Origin of the sequence: Westiellopsis prolifica IICB1, from assembly GCF_004323185.1 — a bacterium.
GTDB lineage: Bacteria > Cyanobacteriota > Cyanobacteriia > Cyanobacteriales > Nostocaceae > Pelatocladus > Pelatocladus prolificus_A.
Map to the genome: position 1 here is coordinate 2,280,714 of NZ_NAPS01000002.1, position 20,427 is coordinate 2,301,140.

Genomic DNA, 20,427 nt, shown 5'->3' on the forward strand with positions numbered 1-20,427 from the left:
AAAATTTCTATAGGGCTAGTATTTGATTTTTGAAAAACTAAATGAGCTAAGAGCTTACCGTACAAAGATTTAGTTCTCAGTATACATAGCAAGAATCAAATATGATTCCTATATATTATCAACACATCATAATATTAAACTGAATCAGATATGAAAATCAAAACTATAATTAAATTTAACTAAAAGAATAATAGTTTCTCTAGACACTTTTTAGGAGAGTGAAGTATGACTCAAGACTATAACACAAAATGGTGGGCTGCTTTTTCATGCCTTGCGTTTATAGAAGGCGTTTTACTGGTGATGTTATTCTCTGGACGTAGTTCAGGATTAACTATAGCAGCATTGCTTTTCATTGCGATTTTAATGGTATTTATCCCACGAGCAGATGATGTTGTTGCGCTGACATTTGACAGAGATAAAATTGATAACAAAATCAATTCTCTCAACAAAAAACTGAGTACTACTAAGAACAGAGTAGATAAAATATTTCTCTTAACAATCCCAGACTCAATGTATAAGTCATTGCAAAAAATTAACTCTGGTAACTATGGAAATTACGATTTGACGAATAAATTAGAAAGAGAATTGTACCACTTACGAGATATTGGGTACATAGAAGATACAAAGGAAATTCGTGATATTCCCTATGAAGGAAATAATTTATCTAATTACCTCAAAATTACCGCATTAGGTAAGCAGTATATCGAACTCCGTAAGAGTATTGAGGAGGAAAATAAGGGAAAATAATGTACACTCTTGAGTAAAATTTACTAGACTTTCAAACTTATGATTGTCTAACTAAATATGTTCGTCAGAAGTATTTTAATAATGGAGACTGCATTTAAGTGAAATCTTTAGGTTGATTATTTTTGCAGCAAATGATTTCTGAGAAAAGCTCCAGCCTCAACAATGGCTTCATGTCCTTCAGTGAGCATCGGTGCAAATAAATGCAGGGAGTGAATCATATCTTTCCAAACTTTTAATTCTACAGAGACATCATCTAAAGCGGCTTTGCGTGCTAACCTAAGCGAGTCATCGAGAAGAACTTCCTGATTTCCCACATGAATCAACATGGGTGGTAAACCTGACAAATTGGCATAGATTGGTGAAACCATAGGATCACGGAAATTGGCTGTAGGTAAATACATATTTATCCCTGCTTCAAGTATCTGAGGTAAAACCATTAAATCAATATCAGCTTTCGTTTTGTGCGTCTGACCTGTTCTTTCCATATCTGTCAGTGGTGATATGAGCAATGCAGCTACAGGAAGCGGTTTACCTGCATTACGTAACGACAGCAGTGTTGTCAACGCCAGGTTTCCGCCAGCCGAATCGCCTGCGATCGCAATGTGAGAAGGGCTAAAATCACGCTCGTTCATCAACCACTCGTATGCTGTTATGGTATCCTCTAAAGCGGCTGGATATGGACGCTCTGGTACTAGCCGATAATCAATCAATAAAACAGTCGCATCTGTCGCTTCGGAAAAATCGCTGGCTAATCGGCGATGACTAATACGAGAGCCAGCAATAAACCCACCACCATGCAGATATAATATAACTCGATCTTTAGCTGCTTGTGGTGTTGAAATCAAACTTGCTGGTATACCATTAGCATCAACTTCTTCAATGATTGCAGTTGGATGTGGTGGTAGGAGATTTGCTGAATCATTAAAACTGGCGCGCATTTCTGTTGGAGTTGTTCCCCAAGAAAAGTTACGCATTATTTCAATAATGCTATTCTTCTTGAAATAAGAATTCACCTTTATGAACTTTTCTTGGTTCCAATAGAGGCTCAATCAGGATTCGAGGAATTTTAAATTCAGGTAAAAGCTGCTGTATATATTCGTAAAATGGCTCATACATTTAAATTTACATCTAAAAATACTTATACTTCTATAATCATCAATTTATCAGTTATTTTTTACAAATACTTTCAATCATGAATTGCAGAAATTACACACAATTTTTCAACGCTTCAACATCTGCACCAACAATTTTTTCTAAATTTCTGGTAATTTTTTCTATATCCCAGTCCCACCAAGCAATTTCTAGTAGAGTTTTGATGATTTCGTCTGAAAAGCGTTGGCGCACTAAACTAGCTGGATTACCGCCAACAATTGTGTAAGGTGCGACATCTTTAACAACTACAGATTTTGCAGCAACGATCGCACCATCACCGATTTTAACTCCAGGCATAATCATTGCTTCATATCCAATCCACACATCGTTACCAATCACAGTATCACCCTTGAAAGGTAATTCATCAGGTTTTGGTGTCACACGTTCCCAACCACTACCAAAAATGTTAAATGGATAAGTTGAAAACCCGGACATCTGATGGTTTGCGCCATTCATAATAAATTTTACGCCTGTAGCTAAAGCACAAAACTTACCAATAATCAGCTTGTCGCCAATAAATGGATAGTGGTAAAGCACATTGCGCTCAAAATTTTCTGAGTCTTCGAGATCATCGTAATACGTATAGTCCCCAATGATGATGTTCGGATTGGAGACAGTATTTTTGATAAAACAAACCTGGGGAAAACCCTGCATTGGGTGCGGGTTTTTTGGATCGGGATATTGCATTGCAAAACTTGTCGAGTTCTTTATAGATAAAACTTATCTCAAAACAAGCTACAAATCAGGATTTCATGTTTAAATCAGTTATTTTACTTATGAATTAAATATATATTTCAAAAAATATTACAATACATACTTATTAATATGGCAATAAAACAGACTCCATAGCTTGCAGAATTATTCACCGATGTGTCTCCCGTAACTTAGTAAAAAAAAGCAGCTGTAAATAGTCAATATTACTTCTATCAAATCTAGTAGGGGCATGGTAAGGTTTTAAATCCGTTGTTTCCATTTTGCCCTGACTAATGCATTTGCACTATTTACAACCCCAACATCTAGAGGAATTAGTCAACAGTGGCGGTATTGATTTACACTTAGCAAGTTTGAATTTCCAGTCTTTACAAGACGAAACCGCCTATAACTATTTGTTAATTTCCGAACACATACCACGCACGAATATTGGTATGGTGAGGAATAGCTGGTTACAACGCTACGCTCATGTAGCTGCTGGTGGCTGGTGGTGTGCTGGACTTGATCCTCTCAATAATTGGGAACCAATGGAATGGGGATGTTTTAAGCCAAATCAACCCCGATTCAATGAAAAAGGTAAACCAATTAAATACGAACATCCTCCTTGTACACCGACGCGGGTGTTTTGTTTGCGAGTCAGTTTGCGCCTGTGGCAACAAGTCGCCCAACGTTACAATCAAACCATGCCAGAAAATATCAGCATTACCGAAAATGGGGAAGCTGTGGGTTTTTGGGCGTGGGTAATGGCGAGAAATATACCTATAATTATTTGTGAAGGTGTGAAAAAAGCTGCCGCACTATTAACCCAAGGGTATGCAGCTATTGGTATTCCTGGAATTACTAGTGGTTATCGCGTCACTAAAGATGAATTTGGTAAAGTTATCAGTCGTCAGTTGATACCAGACTTAAATGCGATCGCGATCGCCAAACGCACATTTTATATTTGCTTTGATTTTGAAACCCAACCAAACAAAATCGCAGCAGTAAATAACGCTATCTCGCAACTTGGTTTTTTATTTCAAACCCAAAATTGTCCTGTTCAAGTTATTGAACTACCAGGAAATGAAAAAGGAGTTGATGAGTTTATCGTAGCCAAAGGTGCAAACGCCTTTGAAAAAATTTATCGCCAAAGTGTTGATTTAGAAATTTATCTGGCTCAAACAAAACCCCACACAGAATTAACTATACCTCCTGCACTCATTTTGAATAGTCGCTATTTAGGAGATATACCTTTTCCTACTTCTGGATTAGTCGGGATAAAATCTGCTAAAGGTACAGGTAAAACTACAGCACTTCAGACAGTTGTGCAACAGGCAAAAAATCGAAATCAACCTGTTTTATTAATTACTCATAGAATTCAACTTGGTCGATTTTTATGTGAAAAAATCGGTATTAATTGGGGAATTAACAATGAAGCCTTAACTCGTAGTGATAATTTTCATGCTCGCTATCAATCTAGCCAATCAGTGGGATTATGTATAGATTCTGTCTGGAAGCTTAATCCTAAAGATTGGCAAGGAGCTATATTAATCTTAGATGAAGTAGAACAATCTTTATGGCATCTCCTCAATAGTAATACTTGTAAAGAAAAGCGAGTCAAAGTCCTCAAATCTTTCCAACAATTAATTTCTAATATTCTTACAACAGGTGGATTAGTTATTGCTCAAGATGCAGATTTGTCTGATATTTCTTTAGAATATTTACAAGCATTATCAGGAATTAAATTAACACCGTGGGTGGTCGTTAATCAATGGAAACCTCAACGCGGGTGGGATGTTACTTATTATGATTCTCCTAATCCAACTCCACTTATTCATCAACTAGAATTAGATTTGATGGCAGGTCGAAAATGTTATGTAACTACTGATAGTCGTTCTGGACGTTATAGTTGTGAAACCATCGCGAGTTATTTACAAGAACGATTGCAAAGACTGCAAAAGCAATTTTCTAAAACTCTAGTTGTCAGTAGTTTAACAACAAATACACCTGGTCACGAAGCAGTCGATTTTATCACATCTATTAATCAAAAAGTACCAGAATACGATTCTGTTTTTGTCACTCCTAGTTTGGGAACAGGAATTAGTATTGACGTTCAACACTTCGACTGTGTTTATGGCATTTTTCAAGGTGTAATTCCTGATTCCGAAGTCCGACAAGCATTAGCAAGAGTACGGGATAATGTCCCACGAGTAATTTGGTGTGCTAAACGAGGTATTGGTCTCATTGGAAGTGGTAGTACAAATTACCGTTTACTTTCTTCTTGGTATCAGGAAAATCAAAAAGAAAACTTGGCTTTACTTAGCCCATTACATAAAATTGATGTAGACTTACCATTAGTTTACGACCCGATTCATTTACGAACTTGGTCGAAATTAGCAGCAAGAGTCAATGCTTCAATTAAACTCTATCGTCAATCAACAAAAGAAGGCTTAATTGCTGATGGTCATCAAATTCAGACGCGAAGTAATGCTGTTCAAAATAATATAGTTCGAGATTTACGCTTTGCTTTTTTGGCGACTGACCCTCATGATTTAGCAACGCGTAGGCGATTGATTATTGAAATTGTAAAAATCCAAAAAGATTGGTCACAAAGACACCAAAAAGCCAAAGAAATTAAACGTAAAATTAAAGAAATTAAGCAACACAATCAATTAGCAGCAGCAAAAGCTGTAGCTCATGCTAAAGATATTGATTATGTGGAGTATGACCAACTCATAGCTAAACATTCACTGACAGATGAAGAACGAAATCAAATTCATAAATATATTCTCAGGCAAAGATACAGTATACCAGTTACACCTCAAATAAAATTATTAGATGAACAAGGTTATTATGGTCAATTATTAATTCACTATTATCTCACTCATGAAAGTGAATATTTTTGGCTCAGGGATCAGCAAGAATGGGAACAACAATTAATTTGGGGTGAGGGTCAAGTTTTCCTTCCAGATTTAAAAACATACACCCTCAAAGTTGAAGCGATGAGAGCTTTAGGAATACTACAGTTTTTAGAACCAGGGCGAGTATTTACTGAACATGAGCCTGAGCTAATTCTCCTGCAAAATACTGCTATCCAGTGTAGTAAACATATTAAAAGAACACTTGGCATAGATTTAGTAAAGAATAAGCAGTGCGTTTCTGCAATCAAAATATTGAGCAGATTACTAAATTTGTTAGGTTTGAAGTTACAGCGAATTGATCAAACATATCAAGTTGATATCAATACTCTCAATGATGGTAGAGACAAAATATTTGCTGTTTGGCATCAAAGAGATCAGTTGATGTTAGCTAATATGACCGATTATGCTGATGACAAACCTATCTTACGGCACATATCTACTCAGACTAAAGGAGCAACACCCCTTTATGCAGGCTATAAATAAAATTATGTAGTAAGAACGATATGAAATAGTCTCCAATACTGTACAGTCTTACTATAATCGCTCTGATACTGTTTGAGTTTAATACATTTAGCGAGCAGGCAGACAAGGAGGACAACTAATCAGTTATCAGTTATCAGTTATCAGTTATCAAATTAAACTGCTCGCTGTTAACTGATTCATCCCCAATGACAAATGACAAATGACAAATGACAAATCAAACCCGCAATTCCTCCTCACACCAAATTGAAGATTATTGTGTGGGACTCCTTGGGGGACTAGTTGGAGCAATAATCATCTACATTTATAGAAAATTTAATTTATTTTGCCAAATCTGCACATAAAAAGAGGTGACTTTATGGTTTATCTGAAAGAAATATTAATAAATCAAGTTTAAATATAGTCAACGAAAGTGGGAATAATAAAATAAATCAGAAATTTGTAAGTTTTTTACTAAATTTACGAAATTTATACAGTTTAGACTGTATCAGCACAATAAAGGGCAAAATTTAGTCAAACAATAAGCCGATGAGTGTAAGTAGTTACCGACGAATAGTAATTGGGGATGTGCATGGTCACTATGAAGGTTTAATGAGATTGTTAGATGCTATAGCCCCCGCATCAAATGATCAAGTCTACTTTTTAGGAGACCTAATTGATCGTGGTCCGCAAAGCGCCCAAGTAGTTGATTTTGTGAAAGACACTCCCTATCAATGTTTGCTAGGGAATCACGAACAAATGCTATTGAATGTTCTCACGAAACGCATCCCCACCCCTACAGTACAAGCATGGCTATATAGTGGTGGACAAGCAACGGTATCTAGTTATGAAGAAGCTACTATTCCCCATGATCATCTCGAATGGTTTGATAATTTGCCTACATATATAGATTTAGGTGATATTTGGTTAGTTCATGCTGGTGTTAACCCTTTCATACCTTTAGAAGCACAAACTGCTGACCAGCTCTGTTGGGTGCGAGATGAATTTCACAGCATTCAAAAGCCATACTTTGCCGATAAATTGATGATTATCGGTCATACTATTACTTTTACCTTACCTGGCGTATCTCCTGGTCAATTAGCCCAAGGGGAAGGATGGTTAGATATAGACACTGGTGCTTATCATCCTCGTAGTGGTTGGTTAACGGGATTGGATATTACAAATAATTTGGTTTATCAAGCAAACGTTCTCAAAAATTGCATCCGCATCTCACCTTTGGAAGAAATAGTGACAACCGTTAAACCAGAACAGTTTCATATAAATCGCCGCAATAAGTGTTTGGCCTGACCCCCACAAGAGGGAAGTCACGCATTCACGCATACCCTTCGGGAACGCCAAGGGCGTACAAAAGTTAAAATTATTGGGAAGATATGCAAAATTTGGATGAGGTCGAAAACCCCAATCCAAAACTCAAAATTTTAAATCTAAAATTGTTTCAAGACCCAAGCAGGGCTTGGATATTAGTTTTATATGTAGAATTATTTAAACCATCGTTGCCATTGCTTGGTTGAGTATTGATAGCCTTTTTAATACTATTAATGCGATCGCCTGTTGCTGGATGAGTACTCAAGAATGTTGGTACAGAACTCTTTTTGACAAGCTTTTGCATAAACGAAACCATCGCTGTTTGACTATAACCGCTACGTGCCAAAGTTCTTAATCCTCTTTTATCAGCATCAAATTCGTGGTTTCGACTACCTGGTAAGTTACGCGCTAACTGATAACCAATTTGTATGGCTCGATTGCGATCTAATCCAGCTGCTGTTAACAAACCTTCATCAAGTGCTTTTTGGCGCATCTGCTTGACTAGGTGTCTACCGCCAATATGACCAATTTCATGGGCGATGACGCTTGCTAGTTCCGCTTCATTTTCAGCAGTTTCGATTAAGCCTGTATTTAAATATACAAATCCCCCAAGAGTAGCAAAAGCATTAATTTTATCATCGTCAATAACTTGGAAAGTAAAAGGAAGATTGGGGCGATCGCTATTTGCTACCAATCGCTGACCAATTTGTTGGATGTAACGGTTAATATTTGCATCCTGGTACAATCGAACATCACTATCTAGCAGTTGTTGATTGATTTGTTTACCAATCTCAACTTCCTGGCGATCGGACATACTAGAAAGCTGAAGTGCTTGCACTCCTTGAAAAATCAGAGGTACCCAATCAAAAGCTTGAGATGGTAAAGCGCTAGTCAAACAAATACATAGCGCCACCAGCACCGAAATCAATGGATAAAACAAACGACGTCGAAAAACAGTGTAATAGATATATAATCTTTCCCTATTATTCATAATTCAATCTGAAAAGACTTTAACAAGAACGTAAAAATAACAGACGCAAGCAGGATATAACAAGTTGCATGAAACATTTCTCATGCAGATGTCACAAGCAGACTTGACTATAATGCAGTTTTAACCGATTGTTTTTGGCAGCAGCAACTAAAAACAGCGCTTATGATAAACTGTCGCATGTCAAAACACAAGAAATAGGAGGAAAAAGACACAACACAAAAGCTCGTCTTGGATGAAACGAAGAATCAAAAAGAGTTACTGCGCCCTTGCAAGTTCCTCCCATCCTAGCTAGCACGTGGCGTTACATTGTCAAATTTAGCATTCATAAAGTCAAAAATTGAATTTAGGAAAATTTCAGTTATGGCTATTTTAGATTCCAAAGGTCGTTTATTTGGTAAATTTAATGTCCTTGATATCGGTGCTGGACTGGTAATATTGCTGGTTATATTTGGCATCTTTTTCTTCCCTGGTACTACTGGTTCTGTAGCTCAAGTAGGTTCTAAAACAGTACCCATTGAAGTAGATTTAGTTGTTCGGGGATTAAATGTACGTGATCCGGAACAGTTATACAGCCAAGGATTTAAAAAAGGTGGTAAAACAAACGTTATTATCCGTAATCAACCCCACGGGAAAATTGATATCAAATCTCTTCAATCATTACCTAAAACTGTGCTTGTTCCTCAGCCAGATGGTACTGTTAAAGAATTACCAGACCCCAAATCAAACAGTTTTAGTACAGACATGTTATTGACATTGGAAGGTAAAGCCCAACTTACTGAAAATGGACCAGTTCTAGGTAACAGCAAAGTCAAAATTGGGATGCCATTTGAGTTGGAAGGCTTTAATTACAACTTTAATGCTAGCGTGATAGATGTACGAATTAAAGATAAATCTTAGTTAGAGCAATACAAGCTTGATGGGGAAAAATCATCGCTTGACTTAACCCCCTAGCCCCCTTACCTAGCAGGGCTGTTTCATTTTCGAGAGTAAAATCTCAAACCCTCTTTTTTAGTTCGTTAATAACGAATATCTAATCAAAACAGAACGAGATTTCAAAGTTTCCACTTTTTTCCTTTTAAGAATGAAACAGCCCTGCCCTTACCTAGTAGGAAGGGGGAATTTTTTGCTATATATAACTTTGTGGTTAATTAATAATTAATAATGAAAAAACTGTTTACACTTTTTAACGAGGAACGTCACCAACTCCAAACTGAGATTGACAAGGTGACTAATGTTGAGCAGGTGGTGAAGTTGGTGCAAAACCGAATTGATCATCTGGAAAAAATTTATATAGGTGAGCTAAATATGGCTCAAGTACGTTCGGCTGCTTTTTTCTTGGATGCATTGCGCCAGTCACTAGCTACGCTCACAGCTGCTAACCAAATTCAAGTCACTATCCCAGAGTCAAAGCAAGTTACTAGCCAAATTACCAAGTTGTCTCCTAACAGGTTAATCCTAAAACTACTGAAGACACTTCTTTATATAGGTATATTAGCTTGGTTATTTTATCTAACAGAAACTAGCCCTGGAGCGTGGATGGCTATTTTGCTTGCTTCTGTGCTTATAGGTTTAGAAATTGTCTTACAACTCGATAAAGATCAACAGGAAAATAATTCAAATTCTGCTGAGTTAAGAGAATTACCTCAATCGGTACTAAAAATTGATAGCAAAATTCTTCTTGATAACCTGGGTGATGCTCTCAACACAATAGATTTAGCAGTTGCTAGAGTTGAACAAGGGAATCAATCTTTAGACGATCGCGCGATTGAAGAACTACCAGAACTCTTAAATTTTCTGCAACGACTAATAGGTGCATCATTTCTAGATAAACCTCAAATGATGCTGGAATTAACTAAACTTTTGCCTCAAATTTTAATGGAGCAGGGAATTCGGACTCAAATTTATCAACCAAAAGATCCTCACAGCGATCACGAATATTTTGATTTTGAGCCAAGTATCGACCCTGACACCAAGGATTTTGTGACTATTACTCCTGCTTTGCTCAAAGGCGATCGCTTGCTCAGACGTGGTCGGGTCATTGAACCAGCTTCCAAGTAATTTGATTTTAACCCAATAGTACCTTATATAAGATAATGATAATTGACATCAATTTGACTGATTTTTGACAGGTAAAATATGATCACTACTGAGCGATTTAAAAAGTTTACCATCTTACATTCAAATGATATGCATGGAGACTTTTTAGCAGAAGCGACAGGTACAGCAGGAAATTATGTTATTGGCGGAATGTCCTTGCTTTCTGGATATATAAATAAAGTTCGCCAAGAAGAGAAAAACGTGCTTTTTGTCATTTCGGGTGATATGCTTCAAGGTTCTATGATTGATACCGAATACAAAGGTATTTCAACCATAGAAATTATGAATTACCTTGCTCCTGATGTAGTAACTTTGGGGAACCACGAATTAGATTATGGCTTACCTCACTTACTTTTCTTGGAAAAGATGGCCAATTTTCCGATTGTCAATGCCAATTTATATATTAAAAAATATAACAAACGCTTGATGAATCCTTATCTAATCCTAAATATAGATGGATTCGATATTATGTTCATCGGAGTTGTGACTGAAGAAGCTTTGAGGACATTAAAACGTGATAGCAGTATTGGCACTTTTGTAAGTCTTGAAGATGCGGCATTAGAAATTGGTAAGATTTGTAATGCTTACAAAAATGATGACGTTGATCTAACAATTATTCTGACGCATATCGGTTTTGAAGAGGATAAAAAACTAGCAGCAATGCTAGACCCAGAATGGGGTGTAGATCTAATAATTGGAGGACACTCCCATACATTTTTAGAACAACCTGCACAAGTCAACAATATTCTGATTACACAAGCAGGAGTTGGTACAGATCAGATTGGACGTTTCGATATTCTAGTGGACGACGATACTAACAGTATTGTGGAATGGAAGTGGCAACTTCTACCTGTGGATCACAATTTGGCACAACCAGATCCCAATATCGCAAATCTGATTGCGACTTTCAAAGAACAAGTTGACCGCAAGTATAATCGAGTGGTTGGACGATTAGCACGTCAATTAACCCACCCTAAACGTGAACAAGAAACTGAATTGGGTAACTTAATTGCTGATATTGTTGCCCAACAAGATAAGTTGGATGTAGTTTTTGTCGCGAGTGGTGCAATACGTGGAAAGGAATTAGGACCTCTAGTTACATTAAGCGATCTAAGAAAGGTTTACCCTTACAACGATACTCTTTATAAGTTTACAGTTAGCGGGGTAATTCTCAAAAAGATATTTACACATATTATGAGACCTGAAAACCGAATACCAGGTGGAGGAAATGAGTATTTCCAGTTAAATAAAGGTATTAAAGCAGTTTACAATGATGCTGAAAAGAGGCTTGAATCTTTAAGTATTAATGAACAATCCGCAGAGGACGCAGAGTACACGGAGAAATAAGAGTTTGAAAGGTTTTTTGCGTAAGTTCTAATTGTAGAGACGTTGCATTGCCATGTCTCTACAAAATTTAATGCGTACCATTCTTAAACAAGAGGATCAACCAGCATGACAACCTTTGAAAATCAGCCCATCCCAGTGCTTGTGGATACAGATGGAGGTGTTGATGATGCTTTGGCGCTGATTATGGCATTAAATTCACCGCAATTAGACCTGAAAGCAATTACTGTTTTAGCTGGTAATATCGATGTAGACCAAGCGACTAATAATGTATTGCGGGTATTGAGTATTGTCCAACCCAAAACCTTACCCATTGTTGCTAAAGGCTGTGAAAAACCATTAGTTAAACAGCCGTTGAATGCCGCAGGTATTCATGGTAAAGATGGGCTGGGTGAATTAGATCAATTTAAAGAAGCTGATGGTACACCCCGCTATCCGCAACTGACGATTGAAGCATCTGGTGAGAATGCTATTGATGTTATTCTCAATGCAGCCCAGGAGTACGGCGAGAGTCTGACTGTTGTAGCTTTAGGACCACTAACAAATTTAGCAACAGCAATTCAAAAAGATGCTGTCACGATGAAAAAAATAGGGCGAATTATCATCATGGGCGGAGCTGTTACCGTACCTGGAAATATTACGGCTGCGGCTGAATTTAATTTTTTTGTAGATCCTGATGCGGCTCAAATCGTCATGGAGTCAGGGATTCCCCTCACTTTAGTGGGTTTGGATGTGGCGATGAAAGCCCCTTTAGCGCGCCAAGTTGTTGAAGATAATTTACAGCGTCGTCCTTCAAAAGTCACCCAGTTTATTGCCGATTGCACTGGAATTTATATGGCTTTCTATCGAGATTATGAAGGCTTTTACGGTTGTTATTTACATGATCCTTTGGCAATGGCAGTTGCGATCGCTCCGAGTTTGGTAAAGACTGAATCACTCTATATGGTGGTCGAAACTGAAGGACGATTTACCACTGGGTTATCACTGGCAGATCGGCGCGATCGCCGAGATGAGAAAACCAATCCACCTAATGTCGAAGCCTGTTTAGATGTTGATACCGAACGGTTTTTAAAGCTGTTTGAACAACTTGTCTAATATCTTCTAAGTTGCACATTAAGGAACATTCCAATTTTTTCAAAATACCGCGCTTGGGTTTAAACCCTTAGCTAATAGCACAAGTCGTCTTGAGACGATTTATGCTATGAGACTGCGATTTCAAGCGCAGGCGGGTTTTTTGAAAATTTGGGATACTCGCATAAATCAAGCGTCAGACTTGATAGATTAGGGATGGACAACAGATTTTTGACATCTGACGCACCCTAGTAATATTTTACTGGAAAAATACAAACAAATAAATTATCTCATAATCATCAAGTAAGATAAAGATAAAAATATGGAAATTTTAGAAACAATTGGTTTTGATTTGGGACATGGTGAAACGGCTGTTGCTAAAGCCATTGTGGAGAGTATTGAACCTCCCCAAATGTTGGAAATTAATAATAAGAAAAACCAAATTACGGCTCTTGGTTGGCATCCCGAACTTGGTTATCTTGTAGGAGAACAAGCATTAATTCAAGCTGGTGTTACTCAACTGGAAATTTCGTTTAAGCAAAAACCAAATCATGATCTAAATTACAGAAAAACAATAAGTACTTTTGTTGCTACTTACTACCATCTTTTGCAAGCAAGTAAACAAATTGAAGGTGGTAAAAATAGCTATTTTTATGTTGGTTGTCCTTCTGGATGGTCAATGAGCGATCGCGAGGAATATCAAAAGCTACTGCAAACGGCTGGGATTTCCCAATTGTATGTTGTACCAGAATCACGTGCTGCTTTTATGCAAGCCAAGGAAGCCGGGAAACTGGAGTATGAAAAGCTGAAATCATCGGTACTAATTGTGGATATTGGTTCTTCAACTACTGATTTTACTTTAGTTAAAACCTTACATGAAATTCCTGTAGATTTTGGTAGTAATGCTTTAGGAGCATCTTTAATTGATCGGGCTATTTTTGAACGTACTCTCGCTAAACACGAGCAAAAAGCGTTACTCGAAAAAGTATTTCATGAATATCCACACCACCAAGCTCGTTGTGAACTTGCTTGTCGCAAAGCTAAAGAAAATTATTTTTCTAACGAACAACTATACAGTGATTCTCAATCTTTTGCTCGTGGCTTTGAATCGATCAACGAACAGATTTATTTTATTCCCCAAGTCAACAAATTGATGATGGAAGAAATCTTGAATCAACCTTTGTCTGAACTGGGACAAAATAGTTGGATACAATCATTTCGCGCCGCAGTCAATGAAGCAAAACAACAGCTGGATCAACAAAATATTGTACCGCAACTTTTACTAATGACTGGTGGTGCATCTCGGATGCAGTTTACTCATCAAATTTGTCAAGAAATTTTTCCCGAACCCCAAACCTTACTGCGTCCCGACCCAGAACCAGAACGATGTATTGCTTTGGGATTGGCGCGAGTTGGAAGGTGGGATTTACGTGCATCTGCTTTCAAACAAGAAGTAAATAAATTATTTGAATCACAAAAGCTGAAAAATTTGATTGAGAGACATATTCCTGAGTTAGTTGAATTGTTAACCAAGCCACTAGCAGATAATTTGATTGAAAGTGCTGTGAGAATTAGTATTAAAGATTGGCAAAAAAATCAAATCCGAACTTTGGCTGATTTGGAAATATCGATGAAAGATAGAGCAGAACAATGGTTAAAAAGCGATCGCGCTCAACAAATAATCAATCATCAATGCATTAGTTGGTTTAATCAGAAAATTCAACCAGATTTAGCCACAGAAACCGATCCAATTTGTCGTCAGTTTCATATACCCAGAAGCAGTTTAAGGTTTGAGGAAGGAATTGATCCCGCTTTTGTCAATCCAGACTTACGCATTGGTGATGCAATTCTGGCTGAAACAGTAGCATTTATCATTAATGTGGTAATTGGTGGAGGTACTCTCGCCAGCATCATCACTCTAATCCTCACTGGACACTTTACCTGGCCGATTGCTTTAGTATACGGCGCTTCGGTGATGGCAGCAGGTATGGAGTTAAATCGTCAGGGTGTCAAAGAAGCAATCAAGACAAATGTCGATGTTCCTGGTTGGATGCGTCCTAGTTTTTTAAACGACAAGAAAATCAATGATATTTGTAAGCAAATTCAGCCAGAGTTAGAGAAGGTGTTGCAAGAACAACTCACAGCAAATCAAGAAGCTTTTGAGCAATTAATTGCCAAAGTTGAGCAAGGTTTGCAGAAAGCTCTTGCTACCAAGGTTCAAGAGGCGGTTATTCTGATTCAATAATATTAAGCTCATTTTGAACTGTGTCGTTGGAATGATGTTTTAAATCACAAATAGTTGCGACAATATGCAACAAAATCATTTATTTTTCAATGACTGATCTAACTTTACCTAAACCGATAAAAAACATTCTAGATACATATAAAGAGCCAGATTCTGTATTTGCTGCCTTGCTTCCGGCGCTTGGAGAAGTATTACAATGCGATCGCTGTTTCCTTTTTCTGAGAAATCCTCAAACTAAGCTTGGAAAAGTTGCTTATTGCTGGCGACGCAATCAGGAGATTCCAGAAATTTTAGACTCTGATTGGAAATTAGAGCCAGATTCATTACCAAAAGAAGACCCCTTGTATGCAGCAGCACTGCGAACCGATCCTTCTGTTTATGTTGAAGATGTAGAAACTGCAAGTCCAGAAGTTGTCAACAAAGAATATGAACGCAAAAATTTTGGACATCGAGCGTTAATTCATGCTCACTTGTGTCAAGACGGTCAATTATGGGGTATTTTGCAACCAGCAATTTTTGGTCAAAAGCGAGTTTGGTCAACATTTGATCGCGCCGTAATTGCTCAACTTGAAACCAAACTCACACCTTTGGCAGTTGCTTATATTCAAGCAACAAACGAATGGTCTATCATAAACTAACTTACTTTATAGTTTGAGCGATCGCCTCAATTAATTCTTCTGGTTCAACAGGTTTGGAAATATGCAGCGGAGCAGACGCGATATATCGCGTCTGGGACAAAATTTATGTGATCGTGATTAAGGTGAAATGGTATCACCCCTGATTCGCCAGCTGTATCCTTTAAGAAGTCGGGGATCTTATTATTCGCGAAGCATTTTCAAAACCAATTATGAACAAAATTACTTATAGTCCGGCTTACACAATTGTTCCTACTTATGAATGTTTTAATCGCTGTACTTATTGCAACTTTCGTACAGAACCGGGTCAAAGTCCTTGGTTGACAATAATAGCAGCAGAAAAGATTTTAAAACAACTTAAAAATCAAAATGTTTGTGAAATTCTCATCCTCAGTGGCGAAGTTCATCCCCAATCATCACGGCGTTTAGAATGGTTTCAACGTATTTATGATTTGTGTGAATTAGCGTTGAAGATGGGTTTTTTGCCGCATACAAATGCTGGTCCATTGAGTTTTACAGAAATGCAAAAACTCAAGCAAGCAAATGTTTCGCTGGGATTAATGTTAGAACAGTTAACCCCAGATTTATTAAAAACTGTACACAAACATGCACCGAGTAAATTACCAGATTTAAGACTGCAACAATTAGAATGGGCTGGAGAATTAAAAATACCATTTACAACAGGTTTATTGTTGGGAATTGGGGAAACGGAAAATGATTGGTGGGAAACTTTGGAAGCGATCGCCAACTTGCATCAGTGTTATCATCATATTCAGGAAGTAATTCTGCAACCTCATAGTCCTGGGAATCAGCAAAGCTTTAATGCACCACCATTTAATCCGAATCAGCTACCAGAAGTAATTTGCAAAGCACGTCAAATTTTACCGTCAGATATTACAATTCAAATTCCACCAAATTTAGTGAAAGATCAGCAATGGTTACTTGCATGTATAGAAGCTGGCGCGAGAGATTTAGGCGGAATTGCCCCCAAAGATGAAGTTAATCCTGATTATCCTCATATTCAAGAGCAGGAGTTAAGAGAAATTTTACAGCCTGCGGGATGGGAATTAGTGCCAAGGTTGGCAATTTATCCACAATTTGATAGTTGGTTGTCGGAGGAATTGCAAACACTAGTAAAGCAATGGCGAAAATTTTCTTCGTGTCTATGTGGTGAAAAAATAGTTTTTGAAACACCAAGACACAAAGACACAAAGTAAAAGTAGTGGCGCGACAGCCTTAAAATAGTGCATTAATAAACCGCAGAGGCGCAGAGAACGCAGAGAAGGAAGAAGAAATTTATTGCATCATTTTGTAGGGTGTGTTACGGCTTCAGCCTAACACACCATGTTATCTGACAGTGCTGAACCGTATTGCGTACACCTCTACCCGTCGGCGAGTATTAGAACTGCGTTGATGAGTATTAGAACCTCGTCGTCGAGTGTTTGAACTCCGTCATTGAGTATTAGAACCTCGTCGTCGAGTGTTTGAACTCCGTCGTTGAGTCTTTAATACTCGTCAACGAGTCTTTGAACTCCGTCGATGAGTCTTTGATACTCGTCAACGAGTCTTTGAACTCCGTCGATGAGTCTTTGATACTCGTCAACGAGTCTTTGAACTCCGTCGATGAGTCTTTAATACTCGTCAACGAGTATTAAAGCTTCGTTTCACACGAATTATAATTCTCGCTGGGTTAGCTTTACCCAGTAGTTGTCAAATTTTAATTAAGAGTTTGTAGTAAGCACTTTAGTGCTTAAAAAATAAGGACTTTAGTCCTTACTACGAACTTTCCTCTCCAGCATTTAACCCTCTATAATCTCGTTATTATGAAAAACATAGCTATATTTATTACCTATGCTTGATAGTAATGAGTTATTAACAAACCTATACAATGCTTTTAACCCCTTTGAACCTTTACCCGCAGGTGATCCAAAATACGTGGACTGTCAGGAAGTCAGGGGAGATGGGGATATTTTAAATGAGTTGGGAAATCGGATGCAACGGGCAAATCAAAAGACTTGTCAATTGTATTGTGGTCATCGAGGTTCGGGAAAATCTACGGAGTTACTGAGGTTAAAGAGCTATTTACAAAATCGGCAATTTTATGTCGTGTATTTTGCAGCTGATGAAGAGGATATTCAATCAGAAGACACGCAGTATACAGATATACTTCTCGCCTGTACCCGACGATTGCTGAAAGATTTACACACACTTGGTAATCCTGATCCGATACTGAACTGGTTAAAAAAACGCTGGCAAGATTTAAAAGATTTGGCACAGACTGAGATGGAGTTTGAGAGCATGGAAGTAGAATCACAACTTGCTCAATTTGCCAAGCTAACAGCAAATTTAAGAAATATTCCCAATTTACGTCACGAAATTCGCAAAAAAATAGATCCCGAAAGTCTCACTTTAATTAAGGTGTTGAATGAATTTCTAGCGGATGCGAAAAAGAAACTCCCTGCTGGCTACACTAAATTAGCGTTAATTGTGGATAATTTAGACCGGATGGTGTTAGTTAAAGAGGGAGATAGCACCAACTATGAGGAAGTTTTTTTTCACCGCAGCGAACAACTAAAAGCTTTAGATTGCCATTTGATTTATACTGCACCCATTTCTCTCCTGCATTCTAAACGAGCGCCAGATATTCGGGAAATCTATGGTGAATGCTTGATTTTACCGATGATTATGGTCAAAACTCGCAATGGGGAAATTCACCAACCTGGACTGAAGAAAGTTCAAGAAGTAATTAGCAAACGAGTTCGGCAAATCGCACCGGAACTATCACTAGAAAAAGACATTTTTGATAGTCCTAACACTTTAGAAAGACTTTGTTTGATGAGTGGAGGGCATGTTAGGAATTTGTTATTGTTAACTCAAGATGCCATTGCACGTACTGAAGAGTTACCAATTACAGAAAATGCAGTGCGACGAGCAATTACTCAAGCTAGAGATACCTATCGCCGCGCAGTAGAAGATAATCAATGGGATATATTGGCAAAAGTATCGCATTCTAAGCAAATTCGTAATGATGATCAGTATCGGAGTTTGATGTACAATCGCTGTCTTTTAGAATATCGCTATTTATATGATGAGGGAGAAATGCAACGTTGGTATGATATTCACCCGCTTATTCAAGGAATTGCAGAATTTAAAGAAGCTGTGGCAAAACTTCCATGAACCTCAATACTGCTTGGTTAAGGATTTTTCGTCATAATTTTGGCCATGTAGAGACGTGCCATGGCACGTCTCTACAGGATTTAAATGTCAATTTATTTGTCTTATCCGAGCAGTATTGTCATGAATCCAGATTTAATTGATTGGGATGAAGATTTACCCCCAGAACCAGAAGCAGTTTATCAAGACTTGGTTCGTGCATTAAAGCGAAAATCAGGATTTGGTTTGTATTTTGTCCAATGTACACCTGTGGAAGCAGAGCGTTTAATTGCCAAACTTCGCCAGGATATTCCCCAAAAGCATATAGAAGTTTTGCACTTGGTTGAAGCGATTGATAATTTATATGAGCGAGTGGCTGAATTTGTTAAAGACAAGCAAATTGATATTTTATTAATTAAAGGTCTGGAATATTCTTTATATAAATATGAGAAAAGAACTTTTGGCGAAATTACAGAAGGGAGATTTAGCGATATAACCAGTGTCCCGCATATTTTAAATCATTTAAATCAACAGCGAGAACGGTTTAGAGATGATTTTTCGATTTGCTTTGTTTTTCTCTTACGCTCATTTTCGATCAACTATTTAATTCATCGCGCCCCAGATTTTTTTGATTGGCGTTCTGGAGTATTTGAGTTACCAACAACACCAGAATTAGTTGAACAAGAATCAACTCGTCTGATTTTGGAGGAAGACTATGAGGAATATTTGAAACTTACTCAAGAACAAAAAATTGAAAAAATTCTAGAACTCCAAGAAGTACTTCAAGATAAATATCAAAAAGATAAAAATAGAACTAGCTTATTATTTAAACTTGGAAATTTGTTTGTTGCTGCCAACGAATATGAAGCAAGCATACAATTCTACGATGAAGCAGTAAAACTGCAACCAGATTACTACAAAGCTTGGTACAATCGGGGTCTTGCACTCCAGTATTTAGGCCATTTTGATGATTCTTTCAATTGTTTTGAAGAAGCTTTGAATATTAAACCTGAATTTGATTCAGCTTGGAACAACCGAGGGGTTGTGCTATGTGATCACCTGCAACGGCATGAAGACGCGCTCACATCTTTCGAGCAAGCTGTGTACATCAACCCAGAATTACATGATGGTTGGATTAACCAGGGTATCGCACTGTTTAAGTTAGGACGGTTTGAGCAAGCAATTGACAGTTTAGACAGGTTGCTCAAAATGAAACCTCCTGTCCCCAAAGCTAAAGCTCCAATTGCTCGTAAAGTGCTAAATACCTGTAAAAAAGCTAATAATACCAATTCTATGTGAGGCTGCATAGAATAGTAGAATAGAGAGTGCCAAAGATTCAAGACCAGAAGTAAACAATGGCACGCGGTTTCAATCTAGAAATATCAGAGAGTGCTGAGTATTTGTCCAAAAGTCTCAGCAAGGCTCGGACATCTGTGGAAAAAGAACGATTGCTTCTTCTGTGGTGGATCAAAACAGGACAAGTGACACAGCATCAACAATTGAGCCAGAGACTAGGTAGAGATGGCTCAACAGTAACACGATGGTTACAAAAGTATCGGCAAGGGGGGCTAGGGAAATTATTAGAGGTGAAAACAT

Annotated in this window: 16 protein-coding genes; 13 read left to right on the forward strand and 3 right to left on the reverse strand. The window is 37.7% G+C overall.

Going from position 1 to position 20,427, the window contains the following annotated elements:
• The first annotated feature begins 225 nt into the window (after positions 1-225).
• Positions 226-747 carry a hypothetical protein gene (locus B4U84_RS24140; RefSeq protein WP_017311710.1) on the forward strand — a complete coding sequence of 174 codons (522 nt, stop codon included), beginning with the start codon at positions 226-228 and terminating at the stop codon, positions 745-747.
• A 116-nt stretch (positions 748-863) separates the two neighbouring features.
• Here the strand turns inward: B4U84_RS24140 and B4U84_RS24145 are convergent, their stop codons facing one another.
• Together B4U84_RS24145 and B4U84_RS24155 are read right to left on the reverse strand one after the other, a co-directional pair.
• A complete protein-coding gene (locus B4U84_RS24145) occupies positions 864-1,721 on the reverse strand; it encodes an alpha/beta hydrolase (RefSeq protein ID WP_131120807.1) in 858 nt (285 codons plus the stop codon).
• Between the two features lie 232 nt (positions 1,722-1,953).
• Complete coding sequence (locus B4U84_RS24155) at positions 1,954-2,586, reverse strand: Vat family streptogramin A O-acetyltransferase (RefSeq protein ID WP_017311713.1); 633 nt, start codon at positions 2,584-2,586, stop codon at positions 1,954-1,956.
• A 299-nt stretch (positions 2,587-2,885) separates the two neighbouring features.
• On the opposite strand from B4U84_RS24155, the gene B4U84_RS24160 reads away from it, so the two are divergent.
• Together B4U84_RS24160 and B4U84_RS24165 are read left to right on the forward strand one after the other, a co-directional pair.
• Positions 2,886-5,993, forward strand: a complete 3,108-nt coding sequence (locus tag B4U84_RS24160) for a plasmid replication protein, CyRepA1 family (protein WP_131120808.1) — start codon at positions 2,886-2,888, stop codon at positions 5,991-5,993.
• 525 nt (positions 5,994-6,518) lie between these two features.
• Positions 6,519-7,277: a metallophosphoesterase family protein gene (locus B4U84_RS24165; RefSeq protein ID WP_017311715.1), complete on the forward strand. Its 759-nt coding sequence runs from the start codon at positions 6,519-6,521 to the stop codon at positions 7,275-7,277.
• Positions 7,278-7,425: 148 nt separating this feature from the next.
• Here B4U84_RS24165 and B4U84_RS24170 read toward each other — a convergent pair whose 3' ends face one another.
• Positions 7,426-8,286, reverse strand: coding sequence for a M48 family metallopeptidase (locus B4U84_RS24170; protein WP_044451247.1), 861 nt, complete (start codon positions 8,284-8,286; stop codon positions 7,426-7,428).
• Between the two features lie 360 nt (positions 8,287-8,646).
• On the opposite strand from B4U84_RS24170, the gene B4U84_RS24175 reads away from it, so the two are divergent.
• The 10 genes from B4U84_RS24175 to B4U84_RS30820 form a co-directional block, all read left to right on the forward strand.
• On the forward strand, positions 8,647-9,183 hold the full coding sequence (locus tag B4U84_RS24175; RefSeq protein WP_017311717.1) for a DUF4330 domain-containing protein: 537 nt from the start codon (positions 8,647-8,649) through the stop codon (positions 9,181-9,183).
• A 264-nt stretch (positions 9,184-9,447) separates the two neighbouring features.
• Complete coding sequence (locus tag B4U84_RS24180; RefSeq protein WP_131120809.1) at positions 9,448-10,344, forward strand: hypothetical protein; 897 nt, start codon at positions 9,448-9,450, stop codon at positions 10,342-10,344.
• Between the two features lie 78 nt (positions 10,345-10,422).
• A complete protein-coding gene (locus B4U84_RS24185; RefSeq protein ID WP_242677689.1) occupies positions 10,423-11,730 on the forward strand; it encodes a bifunctional metallophosphatase/5'-nucleotidase in 1,308 nt (435 codons plus the stop codon).
• A 105-nt stretch (positions 11,731-11,835) separates the two neighbouring features.
• Positions 11,836-12,822, forward strand: a complete 987-nt coding sequence (locus tag B4U84_RS24190) for a nucleoside hydrolase (protein WP_131120810.1) — start codon at positions 11,836-11,838, stop codon at positions 12,820-12,822.
• 298 nt (positions 12,823-13,120) lie between these two features.
• Positions 13,121-15,043, forward strand: a complete 1,923-nt coding sequence (locus tag B4U84_RS24195) for an Hsp70 family protein (protein WP_131120811.1) — start codon at positions 13,121-13,123, stop codon at positions 15,041-15,043.
• 89 nt (positions 15,044-15,132) lie between these two features.
• On the forward strand, positions 15,133-15,681 hold the full coding sequence (locus tag B4U84_RS24200) for a GAF domain-containing protein (protein ID WP_131120812.1): 549 nt from the start codon (positions 15,133-15,135) through the stop codon (positions 15,679-15,681).
• A gap of 209 nt (positions 15,682-15,890) precedes the next feature.
• Positions 15,891-16,895 carry a 7,8-didemethyl-8-hydroxy-5-deazariboflavin synthase subunit CofG gene (gene cofG, locus B4U84_RS24205; protein ID WP_131120813.1) on the forward strand — a complete coding sequence of 335 codons (1,005 nt, stop codon included), beginning with the start codon at positions 15,891-15,893 and terminating at the stop codon, positions 16,893-16,895.
• Between the two features lie 634 nt (positions 16,896-17,529).
• Positions 17,530-18,855: an AAA family ATPase gene (locus B4U84_RS24215; RefSeq protein WP_131120814.1), complete on the forward strand. Its 1,326-nt coding sequence runs from the start codon at positions 17,530-17,532 to the stop codon at positions 18,853-18,855.
• Positions 18,856-18,975: 120 nt separating this feature from the next.
• Positions 18,976-20,130, forward strand: coding sequence for a tetratricopeptide repeat protein (locus B4U84_RS24220; protein ID WP_510650809.1), 1,155 nt, complete (start codon positions 18,976-18,978; stop codon positions 20,128-20,130).
• A 56-nt stretch (positions 20,131-20,186) separates the two neighbouring features.
• The coding region (locus B4U84_RS30820; RefSeq protein WP_165490338.1) for a helix-turn-helix domain-containing protein at positions 20,187-20,427 on the forward strand (241 nt) is incomplete at its 3' end.

What these genes read in the sequence shown, in the direction of transcription:
- B4U84_RS24140 (WP_017311710.1), top strand. Translation starts at nt 226, where the DNA reads ATGACTCAAGACTATAACACAAAATGGTGGGCTGCTTTTTCATGCCTT.
- B4U84_RS24145 (WP_131120807.1), bottom strand. Translation starts at nt 1,721, where the DNA reads ATGCGTAACTTTTCTTGGGGAACAACTCCAACAGAAATGCGCGCCAGT.
- B4U84_RS24155 (WP_017311713.1), bottom strand. Translation starts at nt 2,586, where the DNA reads ATGCAATATCCCGATCCAAAAAACCCGCACCCAATGCAGGGTTTTCCC.
- B4U84_RS24160 (WP_131120808.1), top strand. Translation starts at nt 2,886, where the DNA reads ATGCATTTGCACTATTTACAACCCCAACATCTAGAGGAATTAGTCAAC.
- B4U84_RS24165 (WP_017311715.1), top strand. Translation starts at nt 6,519, where the DNA reads ATGAGTGTAAGTAGTTACCGACGAATAGTAATTGGGGATGTGCATGGT.
- B4U84_RS24170 (WP_044451247.1), bottom strand. Translation starts at nt 8,286, where the DNA reads ATGAATAATAGGGAAAGATTATATATCTATTACACTGTTTTTCGACGT.
- B4U84_RS24175 (WP_017311717.1), top strand. Translation starts at nt 8,647, where the DNA reads ATGGCTATTTTAGATTCCAAAGGTCGTTTATTTGGTAAATTTAATGTC.
- B4U84_RS24180 (WP_131120809.1), top strand. Translation starts at nt 9,448, where the DNA reads ATGAAAAAACTGTTTACACTTTTTAACGAGGAACGTCACCAACTCCAA.
- B4U84_RS24185 (WP_242677689.1), top strand. Translation starts at nt 10,423, where the DNA reads ATGATCACTACTGAGCGATTTAAAAAGTTTACCATCTTACATTCAAAT.
- B4U84_RS24190 (WP_131120810.1), top strand. Translation starts at nt 11,836, where the DNA reads ATGACAACCTTTGAAAATCAGCCCATCCCAGTGCTTGTGGATACAGAT.
- B4U84_RS24195 (WP_131120811.1), top strand. Translation starts at nt 13,121, where the DNA reads ATGGAAATTTTAGAAACAATTGGTTTTGATTTGGGACATGGTGAAACG.
- B4U84_RS24200 (WP_131120812.1), top strand. Translation starts at nt 15,133, where the DNA reads ATGACTGATCTAACTTTACCTAAACCGATAAAAAACATTCTAGATACA.
- cofG (WP_131120813.1), top strand. Translation starts at nt 15,891, where the DNA reads ATGAACAAAATTACTTATAGTCCGGCTTACACAATTGTTCCTACTTAT.
- B4U84_RS24215 (WP_131120814.1), top strand. Translation starts at nt 17,530, where the DNA reads ATGCTTGATAGTAATGAGTTATTAACAAACCTATACAATGCTTTTAAC.
- B4U84_RS24220 (WP_510650809.1), top strand. Translation starts at nt 18,976, where the DNA reads ATGAATCCAGATTTAATTGATTGGGATGAAGATTTACCCCCAGAACCA.